We start from the raw sequence: 26,905 nt of genomic DNA on the forward strand, positions 1-26,905 counted from the left end.
ATGAGCGGTACCGAAACTCTGGTCGAAATGCGGCATATCGAGAAATTTTATGGCCGGGTCCACGCTTTGCGCGACGTGAACCTCACGATAAGGAGGGGCGAGATCGTCGGGCTTCTCGGCGATAACGGCGCGGGCAAGTCCACCCTGATCAAGGTTCTGTCGGGCGCGGTTCCCTACACCTCCGGCCAGATATTCATCAAGGGCCGCGAAGTGCGGTTGCGTAGTACCAATGATGCGATCGTTAGTGGCATCGAGACCATCTATCAGGACTCCGCGCTGGTCCCGCAGCTTTCCATCGCTCGGAACCTCTTTCTCGGACGGGAGCTCAGAACAGGCCCCCGCTTCCTTGACCGGCTGGACCAGGAGCGGATGAACGCGGTTGCCGCCGATCTGCTGAAGCGCGTCGGCATATCCAAGAACATTCCGCCCACCACGCCGATCGGATCGCTTTCCGGGGGGGAACGGCAGGCCGTGGCCATCGCGCGCGCCATGTATTTCGACAGCGACCTGATCGTGCTTGACGAACCAACCAATAATCTCGGCGTGGCTGAAACCCAAGGGGTACTGCGCTTCGTGCGCGAGGCGCGCGACACCGGCCACTCCTGCATTTTCATCGCGCATAACATCCATCATGTCTTCCAGGTGGTGGACCGCATGGTGGTGATGCGGCGCGGCAGCGTCGTCGCCGACGATCTAAGCCCTGCTACCTCATCGATCCAGGAGGTAGAAAACATCATCACCGGCGAACATATGGCGGCATGATCGAGATCGGCGCCAAGGGAATCCGCTTCGGCTTCGATGCACGAACCGGTCTCCTCGACGGCTTCACGGTGGAGGATGAGGGGCACGAGATTGCTCCATTGCACCGCGCGCCCTGGGTCGGCACCGGGGAGGTAATGCCGCCTGGCACACCGCCGCATCTTGCGACGCTCGGCGGCGATTTCTTCTGCGCCCCGTTCGCGGGCAGCGAAGTGGGGTCGCCGCTTCATGGCTGGACGGCCAATTCGCCCTGGAACGTTGTCGAACAGGGGGGCTCGTGGCTCCGGGCGAGGCTACTACGCACCGTCTACGGCGCCATCGTCAGCAAGGAACTAGAGGTCGAAGACGGGCACCCGTTCGTCTACCAGCGCCATGTCTTCACAGGCGGCAGTGGCCGCATTGCCATTTCGAACCATGCCAATGTGTCGCTACCCCGGGGCGGATTGATCAGTTGCTCGCCCAAATTGGCCTGGGAGACGCCACCGGCACCGCCCGAAGCCGATCCCGCGCGCGGGCGTTCCGGCCTGCGCTACCCGGAGCGATCAACGATGCCCGACCGGTTTCCCGGAACCGACGGGTGGGTCGATCTCACCCGGTTTCCGTGGAACCCGCGACATGAAGACGTCGTCACCGGCATCGAAGCCCGAGAGCACAGCTTGGGCTGGACGGCGGTGACGCGGCCGGTTGAGGGCGATCTGTTCCTGTCTCTCCGGAATGCCCGACGCTTGCCAATGACGGTCCTTTGGCATTCCAACGGCGGCCGCGATTATCCTCCCTGGTCGGGCCGCCACTTTGGCTGTTTGGGTGTCGAGGAGAGTGCAGCGGCAGTCTTGCTCAGCCACTCCAGCGAAGACGACCTTTCGGGTCCGGGTGCCCTCACCCTGGTTCAGGATGGGGAAACCGAAGTCAGGCATGCCATAGGCGCCATCCGCTGGCCTTCGGAGGAGCGGGTCAAGGATGTTCGCATAGTGGACCATGCCATCGAAGTGTGCGGCGATCGTGGAGGGTTCCGGCACCTTGCCTTTCGCAAGCACTTTCTCGACTGAGGCGAACGTGCAAGATCGGTGGGCTGGTCCCTCCCTGAAAACACGTGCGGCTCGGTCAGCGCATTGGACTGCGCCGGTCCCACATATTTGCCGCCTCGTTATTGGATCGTCCGGCGGCAGCGTCCGCCGGAGAGAAATGACTTGTCTTGCTGATAAGCCCGGTCCGCGTGCTACTCCTTCACCGCGCCCGTCATCGAGGAGACGTAGTAGTCGACGAAGAAGGAATAGAGGACGACGACCGGCAGGGAGCCGAACAACGCACCCGCCATCAGCGATCCCCATTCGAAGACGTCGCCGCGCACCAGTTCGGTCAGAACGCCGACCGGAATGGTCTTGTTCTCCGAGGATTGGATGAATGTCAGCGCGTAGATGAACTCGTTCCAGGAGAGCGTGAAAGCGAAAATGCCCGCCGAGATCAGGCCCGGGACCGCAAGCGGCAGGATGATCTTGACCAGGATCTGCCAGCGGTTGGCGCCGTCCACCAGCGCGCTCTCCTCCAGTTCGAACGGGATCGAGCGGAAATAACCCATTAGCAGCCAGGTGCAGAAGGGAATGAGGAAGGTCGGATAGGTGAAGATCAGCGCCAGGCGCGAGTCGTAGATCCCAAGCTTGAAGACGATGAAGGCGAGCGGGATGAAGAGGATAGACGGCGGAATGAGATAGGCGAGAAAGATGACGAGGCCGATCTGTCGGGAGCCGGTGAAGCGGATGCGCTCGATCGCATAAGCGCCGAACACCGAGGCCACCAGCGACAGCGCCGTCGATCCCACAGCCACCAGCATCGTGTTCCACAGCCAGCCGGGATAGGATGTCTCGAGGAACAGGTATTTGATGTGGTCGAGCGTCGGGCCGACCACCCAGAAGGGACTGTAGTTGTTGTAATCCGTCAGCTGCTCGTTCGGTTTTACGGCGGTGATCGCCATCCAGTAGAAGGGAAAGAGCAGCACGAAAACGAAGACGGCCATTGGCAGATAGAGCATCACCACGCGCCGCGGCAGACGGTTCAGATAGCTCATGCCCTCGGCATTGTCGGTCAGGACCTCATCGGCCGTTTTGAGATTGGTCGACATAGTTTCCTCCTTAATCCTGTCCGCCCTGCTGCCATTTGCGGCGCTGCAGACCGAAGAAGCTGAACATGATGGCGCCGAGCAGGAAGGGTATCATGGCGACCGCGATGGCCGCCCCCTCGCCGAGCTGGCCACCCGGAATGCCGCGCTGGAAGGAGAGTGTCGCCATCAGATGCGTGGCGTTGACCGGCCCGCCCTTTGTCAGCACGTAGATCAGCTGGAAATCCGTGAAGGTGAAGAGCACCGAGAAGGTCATGACGACGGCGATGATCGGCGTCAGCATCGGCAGTGTGACATAGCGGAAGCGCTGCCAGCTCGTCGCGCCGTCGAGCGAGGCAGCTTCTTGCAGCGAGGCCGGAATTGTCTGCAGGCCGGCAAGCAGCGAGATCGCCACGAAGGGGATGCCGCGCCAGACATTGGCGACGATGACCGATATGCGTGCATTTGTGGGATCACCGAGGAAGTTGATCGGCGCGCTGATCAGCCCGAGCTTCATCAGCGACCATGAGATGATCGAGAACTGGGAATCGTAGATCCACCAGAAAGCCAGTGCCGAAAGCACCGTCGGCACCACCCAGGGCAACAGCACGATCGCGCGGAAGAAGGATTTGAACGGAAGGTGCTGGTTCAGAAGCAGCGCCAGCCAGAGACCGAGTGCGAATTTCAACGCCGAGGCGATGACCGTGTAAAGGATGGTGTTGAAGACCGACAGCCAGAAAACCGAATCATCGGCCAGGAACTGGTAGTTCTCCAGGCCGATGAAGATGCCGTCCCGGCCGATCCGCGTGTCGGTAAAACCAAGCCAGACGCCGAGCCCCAAGGGATAGGTGAGGAAGCAGACGAGGAACACGGCAGCCGGCAGCATGAAGAGGAAGCCGAGCACGTTGTTGTTCTGCATCAGCGAGGGGCCGCGCTCATCCCCTGAGTTCAAGGTCGACATTGGTTGTCTCCAGATTGCATTCAGTCCTGATGCATGTCGCCCGGAGGTGTGCAGGGGTTCCGGGGCAACGACATGCATAAAAACAAGGAACTAAAGCGCGGCGCATGGATCAAATCTGATGTGACGCGCTTTAGAGGCTTGCGGCATGCCGGATATCGGGCATGCCGCAGGTTCCGGCTCCGGATCAGACGCGGTAGTAGCGGTTCGCCCGGCGTTCGGCTTCCTTCATCGCGTCCTCGGGCGATTTCTGGCCCGTGACGGCGGCGGCATACATGTCGACCAGCACATAGTCGGCCATGGTTGCCGCCGAGGCGTAGCCGAGCGGACCGGCATAGCCGTTCGGGCGCAGCTTTTCCGAGGCGCGCGCATAGGGCGCGTGAACCGGATCGGCGGTCCAGACCGGGTTCTTGGCGAAGGCCTTGAGCGGCTGGCAGCAATAGGCGCTGGAGCCCTGGATCCAGGCATTCATCTGATCAGCTTCCATCATGAACTTGATGTAGGCCTTGGCCGCTTCCGGATATTTGCTGTGCTTGAAGAGCAGCAGCGAGCTCGTCTGGAAAAGCTCGACGCTCTTGCCGACCGGTCCGATCGGGAAGTTCGTCGTGCGGATGTCCTTGGCGATCTCGGCGAGCTTCGGATCGTTCTTGGCCGTGTAATAGACCGAGACGCCGTTGGCGATCAGCGATACCTGGCCGGCGAGGAAGGCGCGGTTGTTGTTGACATCCAGCCAGCTTTCCGTGCCCGGAATGAAGGTCGCGTAGAGTTCCTTGGCATAGTTGATCGAGGCGAGCGTTTCCGGGCTGTTGATCGTCACCGTGCCGCTTTCGTCGACCATTTTGCCGCCATGGCTCCAGAGCAGCCAATGGGCATAGTTGTTGCCGTCGCCAACGGCCTTGCCGTGCGGGAAGCCGGCGGGCGTGCCCTTTGCCTTCATCGCCTTGCAAAGCTCGAGGAAGCCTGCGGTATCGTTCGGGAATTCGTTGAAGCCGGCAGCCTTCACATGGCTGTCGCGATAGACGACGGCATTGCCGATCGTCGTCAGCGGCATGGCGATGAACTTGTCGTCACGGGTGGCATAACCCTTCAGGCCGTCGTACCAGCCTTCATACTTGTTGCCGAGATAGTTGCCGAGTTCCGTGAGATCGACCAGCTTGTCCGGATATTGGTGCGCGTCGTCGAACCAGCACATGATGAGGTCAGGACCGGAGCCGACATTGGCCGCAACGGCGGCTTTCGGACGGATGTCCTCCCAGCTCTCCTTGTCGATGCGCACTTCCACGCCGGTGGCTTCAGTGAACTTCTTGGTATTGGCGAGCCAGGCCTCCTCATCGCCCTTCACGAAAGGCGTCCAGCGCAACAGACGCAGGCTGGCGCCGCTTTCCGGCGTGTAGGTCGGTTCGGCCTGCGCAAAGGACGGCTTGATGCCGAGGCCGGCGACACCGGCAACGGCTGCCGATGCAGCAAGAAATTCACGTCTCTTGATCGTCATGAGATTCCTCCTCATTGAAACAGCGGGAGCAATTCTCCGGCATTCACCTCCCGCTTGGTGAACGGCGGCCTGGCATCCCGGGGGCGCAAGCTCCCCAAGGAGGTTTGCGCTCCCATGGGGGCTCACCCCTCGAATGCTTGCGCCCCGGCGGAACGGGAGACTCCTCCTCTCCCTTATCCCGCCGGATGGCGTCAGTCGGTCAATCTTATGCCGCCTTGGGCGTCGAAGAGATGCACATGCTTGGCGTCGATCGCCACCCGGATGGCTTCGCCCGGGCGGGCATCGACACGCTCGCGGAAGACGCAGCTGACATCGCTGCCGCCGAGGCGGACGGTCAGATGGGTCTCGTAGCCGGTCGGCTCGATCACCACGATCTCGGCCGGCAGTCCGTTGGGATCGAGCGAGATATATTCGGGGCGCAGCCCGTAGACGAGATCGCGGCCGATGGCGCTTGCCGGCGGATTGGCGACGGGCAGCCGCGTACCGTTGGCGGCGACGAACTGACTGGGATTATCCGCATCGAGCCTGCCGTGGATCATGTTCATCGCCGGGGAGCCGATGAAGCCGCCGACGAAGAGATTGGCAGGGCGGTCGTAAAGCTCGAGCGGTGTGCCGATCTGCTCGACGATGCCGTCATGCATGACGACGATCTTGTCGGCCATCGTCATCGCCTCGATCTGGTCGTGCGTGACGTAGACGGTCGTCGTCTTCAGGCGCTGGTGCAGTTCCTTGATCTCGGCGCGCATGGCGACGCGCAGTTTCGCATCGAGGTTGGAGAGCGGCTCGTCGAACAGGAAGACTTCCGGATTGCGCACGATCGCCCGTCCCATGGCGACGCGCTGGCGCTGACCACCGGAAAGCTGGCGCGGATAACGGTCGAGAAGCTTGTCGAGGCCAAGGATGCCGGCGGCATATTTCACCCGCTTTTCGGCTTCTGCCTTCGGCGATTTGTTGAGCATGAGCGAGAAGCCCATGTTCTGCTCCACGGTCATATGCGGGTAGAGCGCATAATTCTGGAACACCATGGCAATGTCGCGGTCCTTCGGCGGCAGCGTGTTGACGACGCGCCCGCCGATCTTGATCTCGCCGCCGGAAATATTCTCGAGCCCTGCCAGCATCCGCAGAAGCGTGGACTTGCCGCAGCCGGAGGGGCCGACGAGGATGACGAATTCGCCGTCGGCGATATCGATGTCCACCCCCTTGATGACGGGATGCGCGCCGAATGATTTCCGGACATCCGCGAATTGAACGTTTGCCATACTCCCTCCTCCCAGATCATGAGCACTGCATATATGTAGTTTTCAGCCGGCGGCAGCCCGCCCCCTCACCCACGCCCGACGAAGGGCATTTTCGTCGCCATGACAGTCATGGTCAGCACGTTGGCACTGAGCGGCAGGCCGGCCATGTAGACGACCGCGTCGGCAATATGGGCCGGGTCGATCGTCGCCTCCGCCGCGATGCTGCCGTTGGCCTGCAGCACGCCAGCAGCAATCCTTGTCGTCATGTCGCTTGCGGCATTGCCGATATCGATCTGGCCGCAGGCGATGTCGAATTCGCGCCCGTCGAGGGCGGTGGATTTCGTCAGCCCTGTTACGGCGTGCTTGGTCGCCGTATAGGGCGCCGAATTCGGGCGCGGCGTGGTGGCCGAGACCGAGCCGTTGTTGATGATGCGGCCGCCCCGCGGGTTCTGGCTCTTCATCAGACGGAAGGCCTGCTGGGTGCAGAGGAAGGCGCCGGTTAGATTGGCGGCGACGATGGCGCTCCACTGCTCGAAGGAAACCTCTTCGAGCGGCACCCCCGGAACCGTGACGCCGGCGTTGTTGACCAAGAGATCGAGCCGTCCGTATTTTTCCGCAATTGAATCGAACAGAGCCCGCACCGAAGCGGGATCGCCGACATCGGCGGGAACCGCGAAAAACTCAGCCGCCGTTTCGCTGCCAAGCTCGCTCGCTGCCTTTTCAAGCACATCGGCCCGCCGCCCTGAAATCACGACCCTGTAGCCTGCGGCGCCGAGTCCCCTCGATATGGCACGCCCGACGCCGGTGCCACCGCCGGTGACAAGCGCGATCCTTGCTTCTCCGCTCGCCGATATGCTCACGCAATCCTCCCGCCGAGTTCATCCTCGATATGCACCTGCAGAATTTCGTCGAAGCTCGTTTCTGCCGTGAAGCCGAGCGAAGAGGCTCTCGTCGCATCGAACTGAGTCGGCCAACCGGCAACGATGCGTTCGATCACAGGATCAGGCACGCGTTTGATGAGGGCGACCGCCTTGTCGCCGGCCACCCGCCGCAGAGCGTCGATCTCTTCGGAGACCAGCGCGGAAAGGCCCGGCATGGTCAGGTTGCGCCGCGCGCCGATCCTCGCCGTATCGATCGTCGCGGCATGGACGAAGAAGCCGACGGCCGCGCGCGGACTGGCAAACCAGTGCCGGACGTTGTCGCTGACCGGCAATATCGCTTCTTTACCGACCAGCGGCTCGCGCAGCATATTGGAGAAGAAACCGGAGGCCGCCTTGTTCGGCGCACCGGGGCGCACGCAGATGGTCGGCAACCGGATGCCGATGCCATCGAAGATGCCGCGGCGGGAATAATCGGCAAGCAGCAGTTCGGCAATTGCCTTCTGGGTGCCGTAGCTCGTCAGCGGCGTGGTAAAGAATTCATCCGGAATGACCTCCGGGAACGGCGTGCCGAAGACGGCGATCGAGGATGCAAAGACGACGCGCGGCACATAGGTGCTCTTGAGGCCGAGCTGGCGGATCGCATCGAAGAGAGCGCGCGTGCCATCGAGGTTGACGGCGTAACCCTTGTCGAAATCTGCCTCCGCCTCACCCGACACGATGGCGGCCAGGTGAAAGATCAGATCCGGCCGGCTTTCGATCAGCCTGTCAGCTACGCCGGCGGCGGCAAGGTCGACTGTCTGCGTCGTGGAGACGGACTGGAGCGTCTCCGGCACCGGCGGCTGAAAAGCATCTGCCAGCGTCAGACGGGTGATGGGTCGGCCGAAAGCGAGCGGCTCGCGCGCAATCTTCTCGACCAGCTTACGGCCGACCATGCCCGCTGCTCCCAAGATCATCACATGCATATCGGCTCTTCCTCCCGTCGGCCGGTCTCTTCGGTCAAGATCGCGCTACTCGTGTTGTCCTTGTGGTCACTCCCTGGCCGGCTCGCGACGCGATCTGGAACCAGCCCGATCGGCATATGCCCGATCGAATTCAGATAGGTTTGCAACCTGCGGGTCAAGTCACCTTTCCTGATCCGCAGATGATCGGTATCGAACGTTAATCAGATGTCGGACCCTCCGAAGCGCTGCCTGTGCGCCCATCGACTCCAATTCGATGGCCATGGCTTTCCCTGTCTCCTGCACGGCTTTTCTCCCGTTTCCGATGACTGGTATCGATACCGGTATCGGTAACAACGCCTATTTTTACCGCGCGTGTCAAGTAGCGAGTGTTTTCCTTTTTTGGAAAAGAGCCTATGAGTCTGACGTTGCCCGCTGGCGAGGCAGTTCGACGATGGGGTCGGTGCGATGCGTAAATCCACACTGGAAGAGGTTGCCGCTGCGGCAGGCGTCAGCAAGATGACGGCATCGCGCGCCCTTCGCGGCGCCGCCGACGTCTCCAAGGAGACCCGCGAAAAAGTGCTTCAGCAGGCCGAGCGGCTAAACTACGTCGGCAACCGGCTGGCGCTCTCACTGTCGTCGCAGCGCACCAACCTCGTCGCCGTCGTCGTTCCCAGCATGTCCAACATCGTCTTTCCCGAAATGCTGGCGGGCATTTCCGCCGGGCTGCGGGGATCAGGCATGCAGGCGGTGTTCGGCATCTCCGATTACGATATGGCGAAGGAACGCGAGATCATCCGCGACATGCTCTCCTGGCGCCCTGCCGCCATCATCGTGACGGGTCTCGATCAGCCGGCAGAAACGGTGAGAATGTTGCAGAATGCCGCGATCCCCGTCATCCAGCTGATGGACCTCGACGGCACGCCCATCGATTTCAACGTCGGTCTTTCGCATGGCAAGGCCGGAGAAGAGATGGCAAAAGCGCTGTTGGCCGCTGGCCGGCGGCGATTCGGCTATATCGGCAGCGCGATCGACAGGGATCTGCGCGCCGGCAAGCGGAAAGCCGGCTTCGAGAAAGTGCTGCGCGAAAACGGCCTTTCTTTCGTGGACGAGCGGTTCAACGCCGCCTATTCCTCGGTGGCGCACGGCAAGCGGCTGTCGATGTCGATGCTTGCGGAAACCAGGGATCTCGATTGCATCTATTATTCCAATGATGACATGGCAACGGGCGGCGTCTTCGCGTGCCTGGAACTCGGCATTTCCAGCCCTGCGGAAATCCTGATCGCCGGATTCAATGGGCTGGATGTCGCCAGCGCCCTTCCCGTCAGGATAGCAACCTCGATCTCGCCACGGCGTCAGATGGGCGAAGTGGCCGCCGCGCTTCTGCTCGCTGCGAGCAGCGGCGACGGAAGTCAGGTATCCGAAAAGATTATCGCCTTCACTCCGGAGATCACCGGAGTCGATTGAGGCTCAAATTCCGTCGGCGTCCCTCGAGCACGCTGGCCCGTGCATCCATTTGCAGTTTTGCAGCCTCGGCTTGTCGAAGCAGAATGATGGCCAAGACTGCGGTTCACTGGTCTCGACCGACCTGCGTAACGAGATCGGCAAGCATTGCGGCCTGGCCCTTGAGGATCTTGATCTCAGCCTCTGCAATCGCAAACCACCCAGCGCGGTCGACCTCGGGAAAACTTTGGATCCGACCCGATCGAGGCGGCCATTCGATCTGAAACTCCGAACTCCGTACCTTCTCGACATCAAGAGCGGCGTCCGCCTCCACCGACCAGACGACCACTACTTTTCCGCCGGGCTGGCGATATTCTCCGAGCCGGGCGAAGCTTCCCTTAATTTCGACGCCGAGCTCCTCCTGCGCCTCCCGGATCGCTGCCGACAGTTCGTCTTCGCCGGCTTCGATCAATCCCTTCGGGATAGACCAGGCGCCCTCGTCCTTCTTCGCCCAGAAGGGACCGCCGGGATGGACGAGCAGGACCTCCGGCCTCGTCTCGCAAAGGCGGTAGATGAGAAGCCCGGCGCTACGCACCGGCATCGGCAACTCCCTCAATGATCATGGTCTTTCCTCGATGACAACTTTCCTCGCGGTGGCGCGTTAGAGCTGACAGCCACACAGTCACACGGAGAATATCATGCCCAAAGGGTTTCGTTTCGACCTGCTTGCCAAGAGCGGCTATGTGGCGCGCGGTGTCGTGTTCCTCCTCGTGGCGGGCCTCGCCCTTTTTTCCGGCGTCGCCGGGGGAAAGCCGGAGACGAAGTCGGCGCTTTCGACGCTTCTCGGACAGCCCTTCGGCCGCGTCTGGGTTGGGCTCATCGGCATCGGACTTCTCGGTTTCGTCGCCTGGCGACTGGCGCAGTCGCTCGCCGACAGCGACGGCCATGGCCGCGACGCCAAGGCCGTCGCCATCCGGACGGTCTTCTTCGGCAGCGCCGTCATCTATCTCGGCCTTGCCGGTTACGCACTGGGTCATGCACTCTTCAGCGGCGGCGGGAGCCAGCAATCGGGTGAGAAAGGGTTGGCAGAATGGATCATGTCGCAGCCGTTCGGAGCCTATCTTGCCGTAGCCGTCGGTCTCGGTTTCATCATCGGCGGGGTCGTGACGGCAGCCAAGGGCATCACCAGGAAATTCGAGCGCTATCTCAGGCTCGCCGACGCCAGCGGCGTGGTGACCTCGGTCTGCGTCTACGGTCTCGTCGCCCGCGGCGTCGTCTTTGTGATCACCGGAATATTCTTTGCCTATGCAGGTTTTCGTGTTGACCCTGAGCAGGCAGGCAGCATGGCGGACGCGCTCGAATGGGTGAGACGGCTTCCTTTCGGCGCGATCCTCTATATCGCCGTCGCGATCGGCCTGGCGGCCTTTGGGATCTATAACCTCGTCGAAGCGCGCTATCGCATCGTGCACAGCCCGTCCCTTGACGACGTGAAACATTCGATCCCCACACCTGGCCATTAGCAAAAACGGCGGCTTCCCAAGCAGGCGGGCTGCGCCATCTCCGTCAGATGATCTATTTTACCGGCGATACCCATTTTGCAGATCCCCGCGTCCTTCGCATCGACCGACGCCCCTTTCCCGACATGACGTCCCACGACGTGACCCTGATCCAGAACTGGAACGAGATCATTAGCCCGCAGGACGATATCTGGCATCTCGGCGACTTCATGTCGTTCCGCGGTGGGGACTGCGACCAGCTCCTTTCGATGCTGAACGGGCGGAAGCACCTCATCATCGGGAATAATGATCCTCCGACGACGACAGAGGCGACGGGATGGGCAAGCGTTCAGCACTACAGCGAGATGACGCTGGACGATCATCTGCTGATCCTGTGCCATTACCCGTTCCGCACCTGGAACAAGATGGGCAAGAAGTCGATCAATCTGCACGGACATTCCCACGGCCGCCTCAAGCCCCTGCCCCGCCAGTACGATGTCGGCGTCGATGCGCAGGGCCTCAGGCCGGTGTCGCTGCAAGCCCTGTTGTCGACGAAGCCGGGGTCATGATGCCGCTGAAAAGTGCTAAGCGACAGAACGAAATGACGGCCTGGTTCTCTTCGCTGGCACCGGTCCAGCCGATCGAGATGCTCGGCCTGTGGCGAGGTGCGGGCATCCCATCGGGCCACCCGCTCGACGGCGTTCTCGAGAACCTCGGCTGGTTCGGCAAGCGGTTTCACGCCGACATGCGCGCGGACGCCCTCCTCTTTCAGTGGCGGTCGGATCGGCTGGTGGCGATCGACCCCGGCATTTTTCCGATCAGCCTGGCCATCAAGGCGGCGCCGTTCGGCCGCACTCGGATCGCCCGGAGCTGGTTCTCCTATCTGCAGAAGGCGCTCCGGGCGCGGGATAGGACCGCGTCGCTGAAGCTTCAGACCGTCGATGACCTCACCACAGCCGCTATGATCTACGACAGGCAGCCAATCGCCGACTATTTCCGCAGGACGGGAGACGACGAGCTCGCTGGTATGATGTGCGTCGACGGCGATGCCCGCCGTTATTTCTTCAAGCTCCGGAGGATCGAGGTCGCATCGCGGCGACGGAGTGAATGAGGCGAGGGCAATGATTGCACGCGGGGAACAATGTGCTCCGCTCGGGTGTTATGGCATGCAACCCGGGGGATTTCATGCGTGCTGCTCTGATCGCGACTTTGCTCTCGCTCTGCTGCTTGCCGGCCAAGGCAACAGCGTCGGAGGCGGGATTTCTACAGTCCTTAGGCGGGGACTGGAGCGGAACCGGGATGGTGCTCACCAAGATAGGCGGGCCGAATCTCAAAGTCTCCTGCACCCTTCGATCTGACGCAGGCACATCTGCCGTCTCGATGAACGGGAAATGTCGCGGCCTTGCGGTTTTCACCAGGACCTTCTCGGCGACCGTAAATGCCGCCGGAGAGCGTTATACCGGTAAATATGTCGGACCCTCAGGACTGCCGTCGAAGCTTGCAGGGAGCAGGAAGGGCGCCGCTCTCAATCTGCGTGTGACCTGGGCGCGGCTGGTCAACGGCGACCGAGATGCGACGTTGCTGATCGAAAAAATCGGGCAGAACAAGCTTCGACTGCAGACCGTCGATCAGGATCCTGCTTCCGGCCAGCCGGTCGTAACCAGCCGCATCGATTTGCAGCGGCCTTCCATGGCAGAAAGATAGCCGGTCGGGCCGCTGCGCTCAGCGGAGCGACGGCTCGAATTCAGTGCCTTTTGGCGTGATGGTCGCCGCGGTCGCCTTCTCCGGGCTTCGCATCATTTTTTGCCCGACGCCGCTTGTCTGCCGAGAGCGAGCGGCCGACGTCTGCTGACTCGGTGAAACGACCCTGATCGTCGCGGCGGACGTAGCGCTTGTCGGTGCCTGTATCGATGAGTTCGCGTTTGGACATGGTGGTCTCCTGCTGTTGAAGCAGGGAAAACGCACGAGATTCCAAAAGGATGCATCATCGCCCGCACCATTTCCAGTCGCGCAGCCGGTGCCGGGGCCGGAGCCCTAGGCGGCCATGCTGACGAGCGCGTTGGTAAGCTGCCTGGTATCATAGGGTTTGGAGAAGAAGACGCCGCGCTCGGGTAAAGCGCCCGCGTCCGGCTGCTTCATGCCGGAGACGATGATGATTTCCACGGGCGGCCAGCGATCGCGGACGGCCCTTGCGAGCATCAAACCATCCATGCTGCCCGGCATGTCGATATCTGTAAACAGGATCCGGATGCCGGGCACTCTTTCGAAGAGCATGAGCGCCTCGTCGGCATTGCGTGCCTCGAGCGCTTCAAAGCCTGCCTCCTCGACGATGGCGACCGCCATCATCAGCAGCAGAGCCTCGTCCTCGACCACGACCACCTTGGTTTTCATCTCTAGCTCGTATGCTTTACGTCCCGGCTCAGAGGGTCAACTTCGCCTCTGGCAACCGGTTCCCCGATCGAAAATATTACTTCGAAGATGAGGCCTTCGGTCTGGTAGTCCACGCGGGATCGCGCCTGCGCCTTCGACGGGAAGGCACGTTCTATGAGCACCGAGCCGAAGCCCTTTTTTGTCGGCGTCGAGACCGGCGGTCCGCCGGCTTCCGTCCACAGAAGGAGGACACGTCCATCCTCATGCTTCCATTCGATGGTGACTGTTCCATTTTCGCTGCCGAGGCTTCCATACTTGGTTGCGTTGGTCGCCAGCTCATGAATCACCAGCGAGAGCGGCAGGGCGGTGTCCGCCGGAAGAACCACGTCCGGTCCATCGAGACGAATGCGCTCGGCTTGCGAGGCGACATGCGCCCGCAGGGCGGCGGAGAGGATATCGCGAATGGGCGAAGCCGACCCCTCCCGCGACAGGATGAGGTCATAGGTACCGGCGAGGGCTGCGAGCCTCTCGGCGAAGGAATTGTATCTCTCCGGATCGGACCGTGAGAAGGTTTGTCTGGCAATCGCCTGCACGAGCGTGAAGCCATTCTTGACGCGATGCGCAAGCTCGCGGACGAGCAGGCTCCGCTCCTCCTCCGCCTGCTGATTTTGGCGCCTGCGGTCTTCGAGTTCGTCGAGCAGCCGATCGAAGGTTGCGCCGACGAGCCCCAGCTCGTCCGGTCCCTTCATGCCGGTCCGCGCCGTCGTCTGACCGCTGCGCCAACTTTCCATCACATCCGCGATCCTGGAGATCGGTATCAGGATGAAGCGGTTACCGATAAAGATCGCGGCGACGAAGGCGAAAAGCGCACCGCCGATGATGGCGAGCGTATTCATCAGCGTCGCCCGTTCGATCGGCGCGAAGACCTCCGTTTTCGAGAAGCCGGCGCTGACATAGAGGGGGTTGGAAGGCAAGGCTATCGGGCGATAACCGAGGATGCGCGCTGTTCCGTCCTGGCTGGTGGTCTCGATGACATCAGGCTGTTCGGCGTGGATCAGCTGCTGGTATTCTTCGGGTAAGATCGTACCGACGAACTGATCGGGAGAGGGAACGTGCGCGACGATGGTTCCCTTGCCGTCGGCGATGGTCACCGCATTACCGGGAGCAACGCCGCGCTCGGTGATGCGGTTCTGCAGCCAGTCCAGCCGGATTCCGCTGACGATGATGGCCTTGATGATATCGCCGTCCATCAGGGGTATCGCGAGCGGCAGCACCGGGCGGTCGGAAAGGCGACTCTGCGTATAGGTGCCGACGGAAAAGTCCTTGGTTTCCAAAGTCTGCCGGAAGTAATCGCGGTCGGAAAATACCACGCCCGCAGGAAAAGCCATGCTTCCGCAGATCGGCCGCCCATCGAGCCCGGCGACGAAGATGGTGCGGATGTTGGGAATGTTTTCGGCAACCGATTTCAGGGCGTCGTTGCAAGCCTGGACGTCGAGGTGCCGGACGGAAGGCATTGATGACACGGAGACGAGAAGGGCGTGCAGGCCCTCAATAATCCGTTCGACCTCTGACGAGGCTTGCCTCGCCGCCTGTGCCGCGGAGGTGCGCACTTCCTCGTTGCGCTGGTGGCGGAGCGCGATCTCGTTGTAGAAGAGCATCGCAACCACCGGCGCCAGCGCCGCGACCGCAACTGCAACCAGTTTGAGCCTCATACTGTCCCCTCTCGGAAAAGGGTTGGTAGCATGATCGAGACGATCCGGCCCAGACCGCGCGCGCAATCTTGTTTACAAAATATCAACATACGAATCCCGATGCGGGTGGGTAAGCCTTGCCGAGCTTTGCATCGCGTCTAGTTAAATCCAAGATGAGTGATGCCAAAAGCACTTCCTCTGAAACCTCGCCAGCCGGGTCTTTGCCGCCACGGCCGTTGACTGGCGCAATGGCAGATGAGGTCGAACGTCTTTTATCGGGCCGAACCCGCGATATCCGCCTGACAGGCGAGCTGCGCCGCCGTTTTGACGAAAGGCTGTGGCGGCAGACGGCGAAGGTCATCCGCTCCTGGATGATTTGGGTCGCATTTGTCGATGTTCTGACGCTGGCGCTGAACGCGCTCCTGCTTCCCCGGCAGATCGTTCTGTCGATGATTGCTCCCGCCTGCCTTTTGCCGCCGGCGGCAATTTTGACCGCAGTCGTTTGGAACAAGCCGCGCCCGGCGGCCGTTCAGCGGGCGTCGCTGCTTGTGGGAATGTTCCTTATTCTCCTCTCGGTCGGGCTCGTCGGCGTTTTTGCCGGCGGCGAATTTTACGAGCGGCATCTAAGCATCATGTTGTTCGTCGCGACGAGCGCAATCACCATCTTCAGCGTGCCGCTGGCCTGGACGACCGCAATCGCCTGTTATGCCCTATGTCTGTACTTCATCCTTCAATGGCACAACCCGCTTTTGGAAGCGGGCAGTGTCGTCGCCGCGACCCTGTTCTTTTCCTGTGGGATCATCGCGACGGTGGTCGCCAGGCGAACGATGAATATCCTGGCGCAGAAGACATTTCTCCTGGACTGCAGGGATCAGCGCCGTGTCGCGGAGCTTGCCGACGCGAACGCCCGATTGGAGCGGCTGGCCAGAACCGACCCGCTGACCGGAATCGCCAACCGCCGTTGGATGATGGAAACGCTCGAGGGCCTCTGGCGCAACGGCCGCGAAACCGGCGTCGTCGCAGCCATGCTGATGTGCGACATCGATCACTTCAAGGCGCTGAACGATCGGCTTGGCCATAGCGAAGGCGATCGCTGCCTCGTCAAGGTTGCCGGCATCATCCAGAGCTGCGTGCGCGCCGATCGCGATCTCGTCTCGCGACATGGCGGCGAGGAGTTTCTCATCGTGCTTCCGGATGTCGATGAAGAAGAGGCCGTCGCGGTTGCCAGGCGAATACGCGAGAGCGTGGAAGCGGCCGCTCTGCCAAACCCGGCCTCCAGCGTCGGGCCCTCGGTGACGCTGAGCGTCGGCGTGGCGTTTAAGTCGGCTGTCGATACGGATGTTTCGTTGGCCAATCTCCAGCACGAAGCCGATATGGCGCTTTATCGCGCCAAGGAAGCCGGACGCAACCAGGTCTCGATCTTTCGTCGTCCGCCTGCCGCTGCCGGGCAGGCCGCCGCGCGACGACAGGGGTAGCGGATAGGCAGATCGGTCAGAGCTCCTTCTCCCGAACGATCATCCAGCTCGCAGCCAAGATCGACGATTGCGGGAAGGTTGGATCTATGGGCACTCGGGTGATCGATGTCATCGGATCACCAGGATCAATACCATCGCGACGGCGGAGATGAAGCCGGTGACGCTCAGACCGAATGTCAGATATTCGGCTGTCTTTTGCCCATGATGGCCAAGCTCCACGTTTCCAAGCACCGCCGCGAAGCCTCCGGCTAACCAGCTCGCCAAGGTCAATATGCCGAGGAGAAGCGCCCAATGTGTTGCTGTGTCCATCGTCTTGCTCCCGTTACGGCTACTTTCCTTCGCAAGGCAAACGCTCCTGCGCGTTCCTATCAGTAACAACACAGCCGCCGTTTTGTTTCCGCGCAGCATCGCGCTCCCACTTTGCGAACCTCATCGCGCAGCTTCAGGACATCCCTTCCAATCGCCGTCCCTTGACGTTTTGGATTTGTCTACTTAATGTCTACGTTAAGAATTATGGTGGCTGTCGACATGAACACAGAGACCGCAGGTCCGGATCGCAAGGGCAGCCTTGAGCTCGCTTTGCGCAGACGCATTCTGACGATGGAGCTGCCTCCGGGAGCCGTGCTTGATGAAGTAGCCTTGAGCGAAGAGTTCGGGCTTTCCCGCCCGCCGGTGCGCGAGCTGATGCGACAGATGGCTGGCGAGGGTTATATCGAGCTCGAGACAAACCGCGCCGCCCGCGTCAGTTCCATGAGCTACCAGTCGCTGCGCGATTTCTTCCTGCTTGCGCCGATGATCTACATCACCGCAAACAAGCTCGCAGCCGAGAACGGAACGAAAGCGGAGCTCGAAGCTCTGAAGGAAATCCAGCGCGCCTTCCGCAAAGCGGTGGATGATTGCGACGTCGAAGACCGGGTGTTCCAGAACGACCGGTTCCACCGGCAGGTGGGCGAGATGGCCCATAACGTCTATGTGGTCCCGAGCCTGCGTCGCCTGCAGATCGACCATGCCCGTATCGGCAAGATCTTCTACAAACATCCGAACACACCGCGCATGCAGGAAGAGCTCGAACTGGCGGCGCAGCAGCATGACGAGATGATCGAGGTGATCGAGCGGCGCGATGCCGAAGCCTCTGGTGAGCTGGCGCGGCTCCATCTCGAACTTTCCCGGCGCAACATGGCCATGTACGCGGCCCCCGAGGGAATGGAAGCGCCGACCCTCTAGGCCGGCCAGAAACAAGATACGCAGCTCAAGCCAATCCGGCTCGCTCCAGTGTAAGGGATTTCATCCAGTGACCGCATTTCCGTTTCCGGGACTGAACCTCGCAATCACCACGCCGTTCGACGATGCCGGCCGCATCGACTACAGCAGGCTTGAAGACAATGTCGAGCGCTATCTTGCCGCCGGGGTCAGAAGCTTCCTGTTCAGCTCCGGCACCGGCATGCATGTCTATCTCTCCAAGGCGGAATCCGAGGAACTGATCCGCCGCGGCGCCCGGATCGTCAACGGCCGCGCCAAGGTGATCGCCCAGACCTCGGCGCTCCTCGTCGAAGACGTCGTAGAGCGGACGGCACGCGCCCGCGATGCCGGCGCCGAAGGCGTCATGGTGCTTCCGCCTTTCTTCGAAGGCCCGACCGACGATCAGGGTATTCTCGATTTCTACACCGAGGTCGCCAGATCAGGTCTTCCCGTCATCGGCTACAACGTGCCCCAGGCGGTGGGCGTCGCCATCACGCCGGAGCTCCTCGACAGGCTGAACGAGATTCCCGGCTTCTGCGCCGTCAAGGACAGCGGCGGCGACCTCAGCAAGCAAGCGGCGCTCATTCGCACCGGCCGTTTCGTGATGAACGGCGCCGATCCGCTCGTGCCCTACGCGCTTTATGCCGGATGCGACGGCCTGATCTGGGGCGGCGCGAATTTCGCTCCGAAAACCTGCGTCGCTCTCGTGGCGGCGGCGGCCGAGCGCAAATGGGATGAGGTGCGCGCGCTCTGGAAGATCCTGGAACCGGCAATGGGGCTGATCTGGGAAGGCGATTACGTGCAGTCCGTCTACGCTGCCGCCGATCTCATCGGCTATGGCGCGGGCGGTCCGCGCAAGCCGTTGCGCGCGCTGGCTCCCGAGAAGCTTCCCGCGCTGCGCCGCTCCCTTGAAGCGCTCATGGAGCGGGAGGCGATTTGACCGTGAGCCGGACCGCTAAGAACGTCTTCGTCGCATCCAGGCTTCCCAAACGTGCGGGCATATCGGGATGGGTGGCCACACTTGCCCCGCGCACATCGCGGCCGGTCTTGAGCGAAGCGATCAGCGTCGATGTCGCGATCATCGGCGGCGGTTTTGCCGGTCTCTCCGCAGGCCACCGCCTCTCGCGGCTCGATCCGACCCTCCGGGTGACGATTCTCGAAGCCGGCATCGTCGGCGAAGGTCCGGCCGGCGCCAATTCCGGCTTCATCATCGACCTGCCGCATGAGGTCTCCTCGGACGATTTCAGCGGCGAGTCGGAAGGCAGGTTCCGCGATTCCGTGCTCCTGCAGCGTTCGGCCATCACTCTTGCCACCGAACTGGCTGCCGAGAACGGCTGGGGAAAGGATCTGTTCGATCCGTGCGGCCGCTACAGCATTGCGATGAGCGCGAAAGGCGACAAACATCTGCACGCTTACTCGCAGCAGCTTTCGAAGATGGGCGAGCCGCATCGACTGCTCAAACGCGATGAAATCGAGGCCGTGACCGGATCGAAGGCCTTTACCTCCGGCCTGTTCTCGCCGGGGACGGTCATCATCCAGCCGGCCGCCTATATAAGCGGAATGGCGGACTGTCTGAAGGAGACGGTGCGGCTGTTCGAGCAGACGCCTGCTCTCTCCTTCGAACGCTCCGGCGACGGCTGGCTGGTGAAGACGCCGAAGGGATCGGTGCGGGCGGCGAAGATCATCATGGCCAATAACGGCCACGCCGAAAGCTTCGGCTTCTTCCGCAGACGCCTCCTCCATGTCTTCACCTACGCGTCCATGACGCGGGAATTCGATCCGGCAAGGCTCGGCGGCCAAAGGAAATGGGCGGCCACCCCTGCCCTGCCGATGGGGACGACGGTGCGGCGCATCAACACTGCGGGCGGCGACCGCATCCTGGTGCGGTCGCGCTACAGCTACAATCCCGGCATCGCAATCAGCGATGGCGCCCTCCGCAGCGCCGGCCGCCTTCATGACGGCAAATTCGCCCATCGCTTTCCTGATCTTGCCGGTATCGGCATGCAATACCGCTGGGGCGGCGCGATGGCGCTGACGCACAATCATGTGCCGGCCTTCGGAGAAGTCGAGTGCGGTGTTTTCGCCGCCTGCGGCTGCAACGGCCTCGGCGCATCCAACTCCACCGCCGCCGGCATCGCCGCGGCCGAACGCGTGCTGGGGCACGACTCCGAACTCGGCCGCGTCTACAGTCGCCTCGCGGCGCCGGTATCACTGCCGCCGCAGCCGCTGACAACGATCGGCGCGAAGATCCATCTCGCCTATCGCGAATGGCGTGCGGGGGCGGAATGAGTGGTGGCCTAGTCACTTGATGGCGGCGCGGGTTCATGACTGGTCCCCCAATAAAGGCAGCGATCGTCTCAAAACTTCACCCGTTGATCGCCATCCGGTATTGCAATATTCCTCTCGATTGAATTGCAAATCCTGAAACAATGGCATGAACGATTACAAAGCCCTCAGAACCTTCCTGCTCGCGGCCGAGAAGCGAAATTTCGCCCAGGTCGCCCGCGAGTTGGACATGACGCCGGCGGCCGTCACGCGCGCGATCGCAGCACTCGAGGCGGAACTTGGCGTGCAGCTATTCGTGCGCACGACGAGGCAGGTCTCGCTGACGACTGATGGCGCAATCTTTGCCGCGCAGATCCAGCCAGCGATGAAGACGTTGGAAGAAGCGCGACGGGATGTGATGAATGCACACAAGGCGGACGAAGGCCGGCTGCGGATCAGTGCGCCGACATGGTTCGGCAAGACCGTGCTGCCGCCGATCCTGTCAGGTTTCAAGGAACGCTATCCGAAGATGAGCTTCGAGGTCTCCTTGTCCGACGGTTTGGTGAATATCGTCGATGACGACTACGATCTGGCGATCCGCATCTCATCACAGCCCTCGGACAAGTACACGATCTGGAGAAAGATCAGGGTAGTGCCGCGTATCCTGGTCGCGGCCCCAGGGAGCCGTTTCGCCGATATGCGACATCCCAGCGAACTAAAGCCAGACGACTGCCTCGCCTATAGTGGCGAGAGCCGGCGCGAGAGCTGGGTATTGTCCGACGGCGGCTCAAGCATCACGATTTCGGCAGGCCGGGCCTTCAGCGCCAACAGTGGCGAGGTACTGGCCGACATCGCCGCCGACGGTGCAGGTGTCGCGCTGCTCCCGGGATTCAACATCGCCGATCACATCAGGAGCGGTCGTCTCGTCCACGTCTTCAAGAGATGGGCGCCGCCGGACCTGTGGCTGACGCTGTTTTACCCGCCGTACCAAGTGCTTCCACCTCGCATCGCTTCATTCTCGAAATTCTTCGAAGAGCAAGTCTCAGCGCAGATGGTCATGCTGGATTGACATACGCCGCCGCGCATCATCACGGATCTTCAGGAGAGCCGTGCACCTTCTCTCAGATCGAACCGTTCTGTGAAAGGGCCCGTAGTCTTGTGGCGACCATTTGCTGCAGCTGCCACAGGTTTCGATCGAAGATGTTCCGGTCCGCCAGATCCAAGACCGTCCGATGCAGGTATTCCGCGCAGGATCCCGCCGGCCCGCATGCCTGAGCGATCAACACTGCGGCGTCATCGAGCGGTATCTTCTCCGTGAGCCGTGATCGCTTCGTGCTCGCCCAAAATGTGAGTGCGCGGCGTGTACCCGTCGTCGTCTTGACCAAAACCCATCGCACCATGTCGCACACCTCGGCATATCGGATTTCGCGCGCCACAAGCGTACACAGATCCTGCCTTTTCGTCGCGCAGGGGAGCTTCAGGACGAGGCCAGAGCAACTCCCTCCCGGCCGAAGCGCCAACATCAGACCCGGCGCATCGGAGGTGGCCCTCAGCCGTTCTATCCTCAACGAGAACGCACGATGCCACCCGTATGCAACGGCCTCTTCACTTGTTGCCACTTCAAAGCCCGGGTTCCACATCAAGGATCCATAGGCGAACACCCATATCTCCTTGTCCCCGGCCTCCTGCTCGACTCTGCTGACGAGTTCATCGAGTTGCTGAGACGAGATCGGCGTCCGGTTAGGCTCTGGGCCCTCGTCCTCGACTAGCTTGAAGGTTTTGGCTACGAGGTCGGGGGTCAGGTGCATGGCAATAGGTACCCCTGTCTTGGCAATGGGTATTTTTCGCATGTTGGGAAACCGTTTCGACGAGATAGCAGCCGGGAGACCATCGCGCCGAGCGCTTGTGGATCTTATGGTTGGTGAGGCGACGGGTGCGTGGGAGGCCGCACTCGTCGCCAGGACCGCTCAAGCCTTCACGAAGGCGAGAAGGTCGGCGTTCAGCACATCGGCATTGACGGTCAGCATGCCATGCGAGAAGCCGGGGTAGGTCTTCAGCGAACCGTTCTTCAGAAGCTTCACCGACTTCAGCGCCGAGTCCGCAATCGGAACGATCTGGTCGTCTTCACCATGCAAGACGAGAGTGGGAACGCTGATCGCCTTCAGGTCCTCCGTCTGGTCGGTTTCGGAGAAGGCCTTGATGCCGTCATAATGGGCCTTGGCGCCGCCCATCATGCCCTGACGCCACCAGTTCTGGACCACGCCTTTCTGCGCCTTGGCGCCATCTCGATTGAACCCATAGAACGGACCGGCTGGAACGTCGCGGAAGAACTGCGCGCGGTTGGCGGCAAGTGCGGAGCGGAAACCGTCGAACACTTCCATCGGCAGGCCTTCGGGATTGGCCTCGGTCTTGAGCATCAGCGGCGGCACGGCCGAAACGAGAACCGCCTTGGCGACGCGGCCGGCAGGCTCGCCATGCTTGGCCACATAACGGGCGACCTCACCGCCACCGGTGGAATGGCCGATATGGACGACATTCTTCAGGCCGAGCGCCTCGACGACGGCAAAGGCATCGGCTGCGTAATGGTCCATATCGTGACCGTCGGCCACCTGGGCGGATCGGCCATGGCCGCGGCGGTCATGGGCGACGACGCGAAAACCTTTCGACAGAAAAAACAGCATCTGCGCGTCCCAGTCGTCGGACGACAGCGGCCATCCGTGGTGGAACATGATCGGCTGGGCATCCTTAGGGCCCCAGTCCTTGTAGAAGATTTCGACGCCGTCTTTGGTGGTTACATTTGGCATGTTCTTGGATCCTTCGATCAGGTTGATGATGGGAGCCGCATTGGCTGCGAAACTGAGAGAGGGTGAAATGGCCATGGCCGCTGCTGCGGCGCCGATGGACAACAGCGCGTCTCGGCGGGTTATGGAATAGCGAGGCTGGGTCATCTCCGTTCTGCGATTTCGTCATTGAAAAGTTCAGGCGACACAGTGTTCGTCTGACAGCGGCGATATTGCCGTCGGACCCACACATCCACAATTGCGAGAATAATTTCGAATTTATTGCCTCCCATGAAATAATGGGAAGACCTGGGCCCGGGCCTGACGTGTCCCGTCCAGTTAGGCGGCCATTTGTTTTTGCTGAAGCTGTTGCTGATTAGCGAGGACGTGAAGACGCCCGCCGCCGACGGCGAAGTGCAGGCCATGCAAAAACAGTGACCATGGAGATGGTCAATTCTGTCGACGCCGCTGCAATAACCTATCTGCTTGATCTTCACCGCCGCATCGGACCGATCTGTGCCTATTTCGATGAGCTCCACAACGTTCGAAAAAGCAAAGAGATAGCCAAGCTTGGCGAGGAAATTACGCCAAGGGCATCGTCTCACTAACCGAGCTTATCGATATGAACAAACTGCGCGCCCATCCGATCGGACGGATCGCAGGCCTGCCGGCAGGCGCGAACGCGTTCATCCATCCTGTCGATGGGATTGCTGAACGGGCCTCAGAGCATTCTAGCGGATCTCCACTCTCGTGGAGCCGATGTGACAGCGATCGGCTGAATCCAAGACGTTCGCAACCTGGCACGATCCGCATTTGACCGCGTCGATCAACGTTGCCAAGCCAGGCCCGAAACTCCTGATCAATCTCAGTGCAAAAGCACGAGATGCGCTAAGAAAATTCGAACACGCAACTTGGCAACCGAGATAGTCGCTCTTTCCCGATTGGATCAGCGCGCCCGGGAGACGCCGGCCGGACTCGAAGCCTCGCTGCCGGAGAAGATGATGACCGCGAACATCAGCACGCCGGCGAAGGCGATGAGCGAGGAAATGGCGACAATCGGTTCCATCGCCGTGTTTCCGGAAAGCAGCAGATAAAGGGACGGGATCAGCAACGCGACACCGAAGGTGTAGACGGCGTACTGGATCATCGCCAGGCGCTTCTCGGCCTTGTCTGGATTGAGCGCGTGGTAAACGCCGAAGAGCGCCATGGTGACCCAGCCGAGCAGGTTGGCGTGGGCATGGGCCCCGGTCGGTGCGTGATTCCCTGAGATCGACATGTGAAGGCCGACCGAGATGCCGGCGATCAGGAAGATGATGGCGGTCTTGAAGTAAAGATTTGCGATGCGTGGCATTGGTTTTCCCCCTCTGTTGCCGACGAAACTTAGCATGTTTTCAAGCTTCTGAGAACGAGCACATCAGAAGATCTTTGGGGCGTCCAGCACTGTTGCCGATGTTACAATAGAAATATTGCCGGGAAGCGTGGCGACACTAGACAACATTGCCGGCGGGCGAACCAGGTTAACCCGGATGGCACGTTTCAAGGGAACTTGTTACGGCGGCTTGCCGCAGGCACGCTCCGGGTAGAAGAGGTCGGTTGAACTAAGCCACAAGCGTCGCGGAACCGAGAACCAACCGCGGGCGTTTGTTGGATCATGTTGAAGCAGCAGGCATTTCGCCCCCGGATCGGCACTATTTACCAGATTGACAAGCACCAGGTGCATGTTCTGGAGAGCGGCGACTTGAACGCAAGACCGGTCCTTGTCCTCCATGGCTGTGGGAGCCTGGCTGAAGAGGTTCTGCTTCCGTTTGCTCAGAGCCCGTTCCGAATGGTGGCCCCCGATCGCCCGGGCTACGGTTTCAGCAGCCCTCTTCCTCTTGCTGAACGAGGACCGATAGGCCAATCCTTTTGGCTCGAGCGCCTAATCGATGCAATGGACCTGCATTGTGTCTTGATCGTAGCCCACTCTATCGGCAACGCGCCGGCACTTCATCTGGCAGCGCGCCGGCCGGAGCTGGTGAACGGATTGCTTCTGATTTCGCCGTGCTGCAGGCCCGTCCCACCGAAACCGCTGCCCATCCTCCGGGCGTCCGTTGCCCCGGTGGTAGGATCCTTGATCCGCCAGCATGTAATCAGCCGATGGGCAGCGTTTTTTCTCGACCGTGGTCTCCGGTCGTCATCCTTTCCAAACACGTTGCCTCCCCAGCTGTCGGTGTTGCCGGCCGCTCATATGGTCAAGCCGGGCGCAATTGAAACAATGGCTAACGAGCTGCGGGCCTTCAACAAAGACATGGAACTTCTGCCGAAGCTGCCCGGCAATCTTCCATTACACGTCCTGTTCGGTTCGGAGGATCGCATAGTTCAGCCGGCCTGGCATATCGATGGCCTTCGGCAGAAGCATCCGAGGCCGATGATCAGGGTGATCGACGGCGTCGGCCACCTTCCACATCATGTTGTGCCAGCCGTAGCCCGACAGATGCTGAGCGACCTTGCGAGGGAGCGAGTACAGCAATCTTCTAAGCGGCAGCCTTTGGCTGGTGTCGCGTGAGTGGGCGCTCCTATCCCTCGCCTCAACTCTCGAGCGGGATGCGGCGCACAATCTCTCTGAAAGACGTGGCGGCCGTTCATCACCCATGGCGGACACCGCGCCGATCTCCGCGAATGAACCCGGACTGAATGGTGCCTTCAGCTTCCGTTCCGAAGGGAGCGTCTAGAAGAAAGACGTTCAACCGCGGTCCTATCCGCCTGAGGAGACATATTCATGATCCGCACGTCTATCATTGCAACCGCACTCGTCGCTCTCGTCGGCATTACCGCCGCAGCCCCCGCCATGGCCAATGATGTTCGTATCGAACAATATGGCTGGTCGAACTCTGCCGGTGGGGCACAGGAAGGATACGGAAACCGGATCAGAACCTACCAGAACGGTGGCTACAACCGGATTCTCGGCCGTCAATATGGCCGCCACAATCTTTCGGCTGTCGGTCAGGAAGGCAACGATAACTATGGCGCCACCTATCAGCGCGGCAACCGCAACGTAGCGGGCATTGGCCAATTCGGCTCCAGCCATACGACCATCCTTACCCAGGATGGCAATGGCAACATCGCGGCCGGCGTCCAGGTCGGCCACGGCTGCAGCGCCAATGTCAGCCAGGGCGGCAACGGCAATGTCGCCGCTTTCGTTCAGGCCTGCCCGTAAGCGGCTGCAGGATGCCGTGAAACAGGTCAGGATCGCACAGCAGACCACCAGGGGAATCGACCATGCCAAATAACATCAAACATCCGCGCCGCGCGATGACGATTCTCGCGCTGGTCCTGCTTCCCGTCGGCGCGGTTTCCGCCATGACGACAGCCAACCAACCTGACCGGGTGCAGCTTTGCGAAATCAAAGCAACCCCGGGGGCAGGTATGGTGAGACTGGACGCGCTCGTCCACGCCGACAAGCATGTCGGCGGGACTTATACCTTCCATGTCGAAAAAGTGGGAGACGGCGGAAGCTCCACGATCAACCAGAGTGGCGATTTTGAAGCCGTCGAGGGACATGCGGCAATCCTTGGTTCGGTCTCGCTCGACTCGAAAGGAGCCAAATACAAAGCCACGCTGGACGTCGTCGTCGGGGATGAGAGTTTCAGCTGCGCGAAGCAGATTGGCGGCAACTGATCGGTCACCACATTCTAGAGTTTTCCTGAAAGGGCGCCGTTTCCGGCGCCCTTTCGCATTCAATCAGGCCGAAACGACTGAACGACAACTGAACGGGCAATTCCCACTGGGTTCAGCTGCAAGATGTGAAA

At 61.1% G+C, this 26,905-nt stretch carries 29 protein-coding genes; 15 read left to right on the plus strand and 14 right to left on the minus strand.

What is annotated here, in order from left to right; translation table 11 throughout:
- Together QWJ46_RS25890 and QWJ46_RS25895 are read left to right on the plus strand one after the other, a co-directional pair.
- Positions 1-762: an ATP-binding cassette domain-containing protein gene (locus QWJ46_RS25890; RefSeq protein WP_184459908.1), complete on the plus strand. Its 762-nt coding sequence runs from the start codon at positions 1-3 to the stop codon at positions 760-762.
- The gene (locus QWJ46_RS25895) at positions 759-1,805 is read left to right on the plus strand and encodes a hypothetical protein (RefSeq protein WP_302754827.1); all 1,047 of its coding nucleotides are present in this window, start codon (positions 759-761) and stop codon (positions 1,803-1,805) included. The genes QWJ46_RS25890 and QWJ46_RS25895 overlap by 4 nt, the downstream gene beginning before the upstream one ends.
- Positions 1,806-1,975: 170 nt before the next feature.
- Here QWJ46_RS25895 and QWJ46_RS25900 read toward each other — a convergent pair whose 3' ends face one another.
- The 6 genes from QWJ46_RS25900 to denD all read right to left on the minus strand — a co-directional run bounded on the left by QWJ46_RS25900 (position 1,976) and on the right by denD (position 8,382).
- Positions 1,976-2,875, minus strand: a complete 900-nt coding sequence (locus QWJ46_RS25900) for a carbohydrate ABC transporter permease (protein WP_302754829.1) — start codon at positions 2,873-2,875, stop codon at positions 1,976-1,978.
- Positions 2,876-2,885: 10 nt separating this feature from the next.
- Positions 2,886-3,812: a carbohydrate ABC transporter permease gene (locus QWJ46_RS25905; protein ID WP_302754832.1), complete on the minus strand. Its 927-nt coding sequence runs from the start codon at positions 3,810-3,812 to the stop codon at positions 2,886-2,888.
- Positions 3,813-3,996: 184 nt separating this feature from the next.
- On the minus strand, positions 3,997-5,301 hold the full coding sequence (locus tag QWJ46_RS25910) for an ABC transporter substrate-binding protein (protein ID WP_064807389.1): 1,305 nt from the start codon (positions 5,299-5,301) through the stop codon (positions 3,997-3,999).
- A 191-nt stretch (positions 5,302-5,492) separates the two neighbouring features.
- Complete coding sequence (locus QWJ46_RS25915) at positions 5,493-6,560, minus strand: ABC transporter ATP-binding protein (RefSeq protein ID WP_302754835.1); 1,068 nt, start codon at positions 6,558-6,560, stop codon at positions 5,493-5,495.
- 65 nt (positions 6,561-6,625) lie between these two features.
- The gene (locus QWJ46_RS25920; protein ID WP_302754837.1) at positions 6,626-7,399 is read right to left on the minus strand and encodes an SDR family oxidoreductase; all 774 of its coding nucleotides are present in this window, start codon (positions 7,397-7,399) and stop codon (positions 6,626-6,628) included.
- Positions 7,396-8,382: a D-erythronate dehydrogenase gene (gene denD / locus QWJ46_RS25925; RefSeq protein WP_302754840.1), complete on the minus strand. Its 987-nt coding sequence runs from the start codon at positions 8,380-8,382 to the stop codon at positions 7,396-7,398. Before denD ends, QWJ46_RS25920 begins: the two co-directional genes overlap by 4 nt.
- Before the next feature lie 444 nt (positions 8,383-8,826).
- On the opposite strand from denD, the gene QWJ46_RS25930 reads away from it, so the two are divergent.
- Positions 8,827-9,825 (plus strand): LacI family DNA-binding transcriptional regulator, encoded by a 999-nt coding sequence (locus QWJ46_RS25930; RefSeq protein ID WP_184459915.1) that lies wholly within the window; start codon positions 8,827-8,829, stop codon positions 9,823-9,825.
- Between the two features lie 103 nt (positions 9,826-9,928).
- Here the strand turns inward: QWJ46_RS25930 and QWJ46_RS25935 are convergent, their stop codons facing one another.
- Entirely contained in the window at positions 9,929-10,402 is a 474-nt protein-coding gene (locus QWJ46_RS25935; RefSeq protein ID WP_302754842.1) for an NUDIX domain-containing protein, read from the minus strand.
- Between the two features lie 97 nt (positions 10,403-10,499).
- Here QWJ46_RS25935 and QWJ46_RS25940 point away from each other — a divergent pair, with 97 nt between their 5' ends.
- The 4 genes from QWJ46_RS25940 (at position 10,500) to QWJ46_RS25955 (ending at position 13,001) form a co-directional block, all read left to right on the plus strand.
- Complete coding sequence (locus tag QWJ46_RS25940; protein ID WP_302754843.1) at positions 10,500-11,321, plus strand: DUF1206 domain-containing protein; 822 nt, start codon at positions 10,500-10,502, stop codon at positions 11,319-11,321.
- Between the two features lie 47 nt (positions 11,322-11,368).
- Positions 11,369-11,866: a metallophosphoesterase family protein gene (locus QWJ46_RS25945; RefSeq protein ID WP_184459918.1), complete on the plus strand. Its 498-nt coding sequence runs from the start codon at positions 11,369-11,371 to the stop codon at positions 11,864-11,866.
- Positions 11,866-12,408 carry a GXWXG domain-containing protein gene (locus tag QWJ46_RS25950; RefSeq protein ID WP_302754943.1) on the plus strand — a complete coding sequence of 181 codons (543 nt, stop codon included), beginning with the start codon at positions 11,866-11,868 and terminating at the stop codon, positions 12,406-12,408. Before QWJ46_RS25945 ends, QWJ46_RS25950 begins: the two co-directional genes overlap by 1 nt.
- Positions 12,409-12,482: 74 nt before the next feature.
- A complete protein-coding gene (locus QWJ46_RS25955) occupies positions 12,483-13,001 on the plus strand; it encodes a hypothetical protein (RefSeq protein WP_302754845.1) in 519 nt (172 codons plus the stop codon).
- Positions 13,002-13,041: 40 nt separating this feature from the next.
- Here QWJ46_RS25955 and QWJ46_RS25960 read toward each other — a convergent pair whose 3' ends face one another.
- The 3 genes from QWJ46_RS25960 to QWJ46_RS25970 all read right to left on the minus strand — a co-directional run bounded on the left by QWJ46_RS25960 (position 13,042) and on the right by QWJ46_RS25970 (position 15,379).
- Positions 13,042-13,227: a hypothetical protein gene (locus tag QWJ46_RS25960; protein ID WP_302754847.1), complete on the minus strand. Its 186-nt coding sequence runs from the start codon at positions 13,225-13,227 to the stop codon at positions 13,042-13,044.
- 104 nt (positions 13,228-13,331) lie between these two features.
- A complete protein-coding gene (locus QWJ46_RS25965) occupies positions 13,332-13,688 on the minus strand; it encodes a response regulator (protein WP_302754848.1) in 357 nt (118 codons plus the stop codon).
- 2 nt (positions 13,689-13,690) lie between these two features.
- The gene (locus tag QWJ46_RS25970) at positions 13,691-15,379 is read right to left on the minus strand and encodes a sensor histidine kinase (RefSeq protein ID WP_302754850.1); all 1,689 of its coding nucleotides are present in this window, start codon (positions 15,377-15,379) and stop codon (positions 13,691-13,693) included.
- A gap of 152 nt (positions 15,380-15,531) precedes the next feature.
- On the opposite strand from QWJ46_RS25970, the gene QWJ46_RS25975 reads away from it, so the two are divergent.
- Positions 15,532-16,833, plus strand: coding sequence for a GGDEF domain-containing protein (locus tag QWJ46_RS25975; RefSeq protein WP_302754852.1), 1,302 nt, complete (start codon positions 15,532-15,534; stop codon positions 16,831-16,833).
- 108 nt (positions 16,834-16,941) lie between these two features.
- Here the strand turns inward: QWJ46_RS25975 and QWJ46_RS25980 are convergent, their stop codons facing one another.
- Positions 16,942-17,142: a hypothetical protein gene (locus QWJ46_RS25980; RefSeq protein ID WP_184459924.1), complete on the minus strand. Its 201-nt coding sequence runs from the start codon at positions 17,140-17,142 to the stop codon at positions 16,942-16,944.
- 219 nt (positions 17,143-17,361) lie between these two features.
- On the opposite strand from QWJ46_RS25980, the gene QWJ46_RS25985 reads away from it, so the two are divergent.
- The 4 genes from QWJ46_RS25985 to QWJ46_RS26000 all read left to right on the plus strand — a co-directional run bounded on the left by QWJ46_RS25985 (position 17,362) and on the right by QWJ46_RS26000 (position 21,406).
- Entirely contained in the window at positions 17,362-18,057 is a 696-nt protein-coding gene (locus QWJ46_RS25985; RefSeq protein WP_302754856.1) for a GntR family transcriptional regulator, read from the plus strand.
- A gap of 67 nt (positions 18,058-18,124) precedes the next feature.
- The gene (locus QWJ46_RS25990; RefSeq protein WP_184459926.1) at positions 18,125-19,012 is read left to right on the plus strand and encodes a dihydrodipicolinate synthase family protein; all 888 of its coding nucleotides are present in this window, start codon (positions 18,125-18,127) and stop codon (positions 19,010-19,012) included.
- Between the two features lie 2 nt (positions 19,013-19,014).
- Positions 19,015-20,361: an FAD-binding oxidoreductase gene (locus QWJ46_RS25995; RefSeq protein WP_302754858.1), complete on the plus strand. Its 1,347-nt coding sequence runs from the start codon at positions 19,015-19,017 to the stop codon at positions 20,359-20,361.
- A gap of 145 nt (positions 20,362-20,506) precedes the next feature.
- Positions 20,507-21,406, plus strand: coding sequence for a LysR family transcriptional regulator (locus QWJ46_RS26000; RefSeq protein WP_302754860.1), 900 nt, complete (start codon positions 20,507-20,509; stop codon positions 21,404-21,406).
- 52 nt (positions 21,407-21,458) lie between these two features.
- Here QWJ46_RS26000 and QWJ46_RS26005 read toward each other — a convergent pair whose 3' ends face one another.
- The 3 genes from QWJ46_RS26005 to QWJ46_RS26015 all read right to left on the minus strand — a co-directional run bounded on the left by QWJ46_RS26005 (position 21,459) and on the right by QWJ46_RS26015 (position 24,468).
- Positions 21,459-22,145 (minus strand): gamma-glutamylcyclotransferase, encoded by a 687-nt coding sequence (locus QWJ46_RS26005; RefSeq protein WP_302754862.1) that lies wholly within the window; start codon positions 22,143-22,145, stop codon positions 21,459-21,461.
- Positions 22,146-22,304: 159 nt separating this feature from the next.
- Positions 22,305-23,285: an alpha/beta fold hydrolase gene (locus tag QWJ46_RS26010; protein ID WP_302754864.1), complete on the minus strand. Its 981-nt coding sequence runs from the start codon at positions 23,283-23,285 to the stop codon at positions 22,305-22,307.
- A 778-nt stretch (positions 23,286-24,063) separates the two neighbouring features.
- Positions 24,064-24,468, minus strand: coding sequence for a hypothetical protein (locus QWJ46_RS26015; protein ID WP_302754866.1), 405 nt, complete (start codon positions 24,466-24,468; stop codon positions 24,064-24,066).
- Between the two features lie 300 nt (positions 24,469-24,768).
- Between QWJ46_RS26015 and QWJ46_RS26020 the strand changes: the two genes are divergently transcribed.
- The 3 genes from QWJ46_RS26020 (at position 24,769) to csgH (ending at position 26,774) form a co-directional block, all read left to right on the plus strand.
- Positions 24,769-25,662, plus strand: a complete 894-nt coding sequence (locus tag QWJ46_RS26020) for an alpha/beta fold hydrolase (protein WP_302754869.1) — start codon at positions 24,769-24,771, stop codon at positions 25,660-25,662.
- A 213-nt stretch (positions 25,663-25,875) separates the two neighbouring features.
- Entirely contained in the window at positions 25,876-26,313 is a 438-nt protein-coding gene (locus QWJ46_RS26025) for a curlin (RefSeq protein WP_302754871.1), read from the plus strand.
- A gap of 62 nt (positions 26,314-26,375) precedes the next feature.
- Positions 26,376-26,774 (plus strand): curli-like amyloid fiber formation chaperone CsgH, encoded by a 399-nt coding sequence (csgH, locus tag QWJ46_RS26030; RefSeq protein WP_302754874.1) that lies wholly within the window; start codon positions 26,376-26,378, stop codon positions 26,772-26,774.
- Positions 26,775-26,905 lie beyond the last annotated feature (131 nt).

It is taken from the genome of Rhizobium sp. CBN3, from assembly GCF_030518245.1.
Classification (GTDB): Bacteria; Pseudomonadota; Alphaproteobacteria; order Rhizobiales; family Rhizobiaceae; genus Rhizobium; species Rhizobium aethiopicum_A.